Annotated in this window: 1 protein-coding gene; it reads right to left on the bottom strand. The window is 62.3% G+C overall.

Annotated features, from left to right (window positions below):
• Positions 1–349: 349 nt before the first annotated feature.
• Positions 350–2,743, bottom strand: coding sequence for a filamentous hemagglutinin N-terminal domain-containing protein (locus tag AB3X95_RS38790; RefSeq protein ID WP_368623995.1), 2,394 nt, complete (start codon positions 2,741–2,743; stop codon positions 350–352).
• Positions 2,744–3,247: the final 504 nt, after the last annotated feature.

Raw genomic sequence — 3,247 nt, 5'->3', positions numbered from 1 at the left:
ACGTCCGGTTCGATGAGCGGGTTGTGGAACCGGGGTTAAGGCCAGGGTACTCGGGCACCGCCAGACGAAAGGGGCGGAAACAGACAAACCGAACCTAATGCTACCGCGCCACAACTCGACTCTACCGAACCCAGTCCGACCCGTCCGTCTCCGCTCGACCCCATTGCCGACAGTCGGGTCTTCGCGGTCCAACAGCAGGTATCAGAGTAAAACGGCCAACCGCACCTTCAATGAACTCGTCTTCGGTCCGTCACCAATCAACAGTCATTGCGGCGGCTGGTGGTTGACCCATTGCCACCACAATGCGACAGGATGACTGTTCACTGACGATCGTGGATAACGGGCGGTCTCATTGTGCCAGTTGCCACTGCAATATCGGATGCGTCGCTCCCGCGGGCATCGCCCAAACGCCGCCTGGGCTGAAGTCGTATGTAGGACCAAAGCTGGATGGCGTGCTCATCTGCAGATTAGTCAAGCCTTGAGCGTTACCCAGGTTCGCGCCCAGGATCGTGGTGCGGACTCCGACTGGCGCGCCTGTCGTTTGCGTATCCCAGTAGACATCGTTGGTGATGGTCCCCGGGGAAGACGCGATGTAATTTGCGTTGTAATCCGCGATGCCGCCCGGCCCCCCCGCAGGTCCGGATGGCTGGTCAATCTTGCCGGTTGCGAACGACTGACTGATCGTGCCTGAAGTCCCGCCAACTAACCCACCCCCGCACGCATTGACGGTGTCACATTGCGGCTGCACATGAACTGTTCCAGTCGCATAGGACTCTGTGATAACGCCAAAATTGTAGCCGACCAGACCGCCCGCTCCCTGAAGATGGGTCGAGGTGACATCGCCCGATGCAAACGATTGCCGGATTACGCCGAAGCTGTTGGTTCCGACCAGGCCTCCCGTCGCGGAATCAGATGAAACGTCGGCGGTGCTTGACGAACGCGTGATCGTGCCGTCGAAGTTCAAGCCCACAAGTCCCCCAGTTGAAAGACGGCCGATTGAAGTAACACTGCCGCTTGAATGCACGGATGCGATCGTGCCGTCGTTCCTGTCTGCGAGAAAGCCCGCCCAGGCGTCAGACTTGGGCAAGTTGGCAGTGCCCTGAATGTTGAGGTTCCGAACGACGCCCGAGTACCCGATCTCCCCGAAAAGCGATTCAGATAACCAAAGATTCGAAATCGTGTGTCCCATGCCATCAAACTGGCCCGAGAACGAAGCCACGGTCGGACTGAATTCACCGGGCGGAGGCGTCGCGTCGATGTCCCTGCCGAGCGCGTAGTTGCCCGAAGGGTTGAGTCCAACTGCGCCCAGCTGAGAGACGGTATTCACCAGCGCATAGACGGTAACTTGCGTCACCAGACCACTGTCTGGAGCGGCAGACCATGTGCTGTTTGAGAGGATGTTTCCGGGTAAGGATCCACCGGTTATGTCATGCAATGCACTCACGATGCCCGTGCTGCGCGACCAGTCAATCGTGCCGGTGTTGATGACGCTGCCGCCGTTGTCAATTCCCGACGCGTCCGCGCGCAACGTCAGGTTGCCCGCACCGGAGTTCGCGATGGTCGTAGCCGTCGCTACCGAGACGTCGTGGTACGCGGCGAGCGTGAGCGAAGCCGGACCGGACCAGCGCATGCTCGCCGCGACGCCCAGGTCGCCCGTCGCCCCGTTGGCGCCCGTCGTCTCGACATCCACCGAGGTGCCCGCGTTCAGGCTGCGCTGCAGCGCATGCGCTGCGACATCATCGATGATGAAAGTGGGCGTCGAGAGATTCCATTGGCCTGCATCGACCACCGCGTGCCTGCCGAACGTCAGTTGTGCCGCTTGTGTATCGACGGTTCCGCCGCTGCCGTCCGCGTTGCTTGCGGCGATCTTGCCGAGCTGCTCCACACCACCGCTGTCGGCGACGAGCCAGACGTGCCCGTCGCGGCTGGCCGTGCCGGTTGCGCGAATGCGCGTGCCGCCGCCTGCGAGCGCGTACACGTTGCCGTCGACGGCCTGCAGGCTGACCTGCGCGGCCGTTATCTTCCCCTTGTTGACGACCGTGCCCTGACTGCCCGTCTGCACGAACACCTGCCGGCTGCTCGCGGAGTCCTGCAGCAGCACCTGCCCGCCTGCGGCCAGTTCCGCCGTGCCGTTGGGCGCTGCCAGGGTTCCCGCGTTAATGACGGCGTCTCGCGCAATCAGCAACACATCGCCGCCGCTCGAACTGATCCTGCCGAGATTGATCACAGCTGCGTTCGAGTTGCCCGACAGCGTGAGCGTGCTGCTGCCGCGCATGAATGCGTCGTTGCAGATGTCCAGCGTCGACGCGACGAAACGTCCGCCCGTTGTGATTACGCCCGATGACCCCACGACGATGCCCTGCGGATTGATCACATAGAGGCTTCCCGTCGCACTGAGGCTGCCGAGAATGGCCGAAGGTGTGCCACCCGTCACCCGGTTCAGGGTCGCGCCGGAACCGTTGTCGAACGTCACGCTGTTGTGCCTGCCGATCGAGAAACTGTTCCAGTCAATCACGCCGCGCGTCGAACCCGGTTGCGTGATCAAGAGACCATTCCCCTGGCTGGCTATCGTGCCCGCGCCGGCGACGTAGGTGCCGCCATGTGGAAGCACACCCGCCGCGAACACCACGGGTGTCAGGGACAGTCCAGTCAGCGAAACGCCGACGGCGAGCCAGACGTATCCGCGCGATTGCTGTCGACGCAGTGCGCGTCGCGCGGGCCGAAGTAGTCCTGGATGTGACATACAGCCCCCTTTCCGGCGTGTGTGCGGAATGGCTGCCGACGACCCGCAGAGCCGGCCGGAAACGCGTGAGTCGCTGCGTCTGAAGAATAGCCTTTAGCATCGCTGGGGCACGTCAATATCTCAGCGTTTTGCGCCTTCGCGTGGAACTTTCATGCCCGTTCGTAGTGCGGCGCGAGTTATCACACGCTTACTATTCCGACAACAACCAACCGAAGGCCAGTGACCGTTTGAGTGCGGAGCCGACGTCTGAACGTCCGTCTGACGGTCAAGGCGAAGGACGCTTGTTGGCCGACTGTACTCATTCACGGATGCCGGCCGAAAGCGGCCGTCGACGATTCGACGACCGCTTTACGGGACCTTCAGCGAACTGGTGCTCTCGTCAAGGGTTGTTCGCTGCCTGCCCTGATTCTGATCACTGTGAGCGCGCGGCGACGCGTGCGGGCAGGCGGCGAACAAGCCTCGGGGGAGGAAACCGCGGAGTGGACCGGGACGCCCGGAATTCCG

Origin of the sequence: Paraburkholderia sp. BR13444 (assembly GCF_040948755.1) — a bacterium.
GTDB lineage: Bacteria > Pseudomonadota > Gammaproteobacteria > Burkholderiales > Burkholderiaceae > Paraburkholderia > Paraburkholderia youngii.
This window is presented reverse-complemented; position numbering and strand designations above follow the sequence as displayed.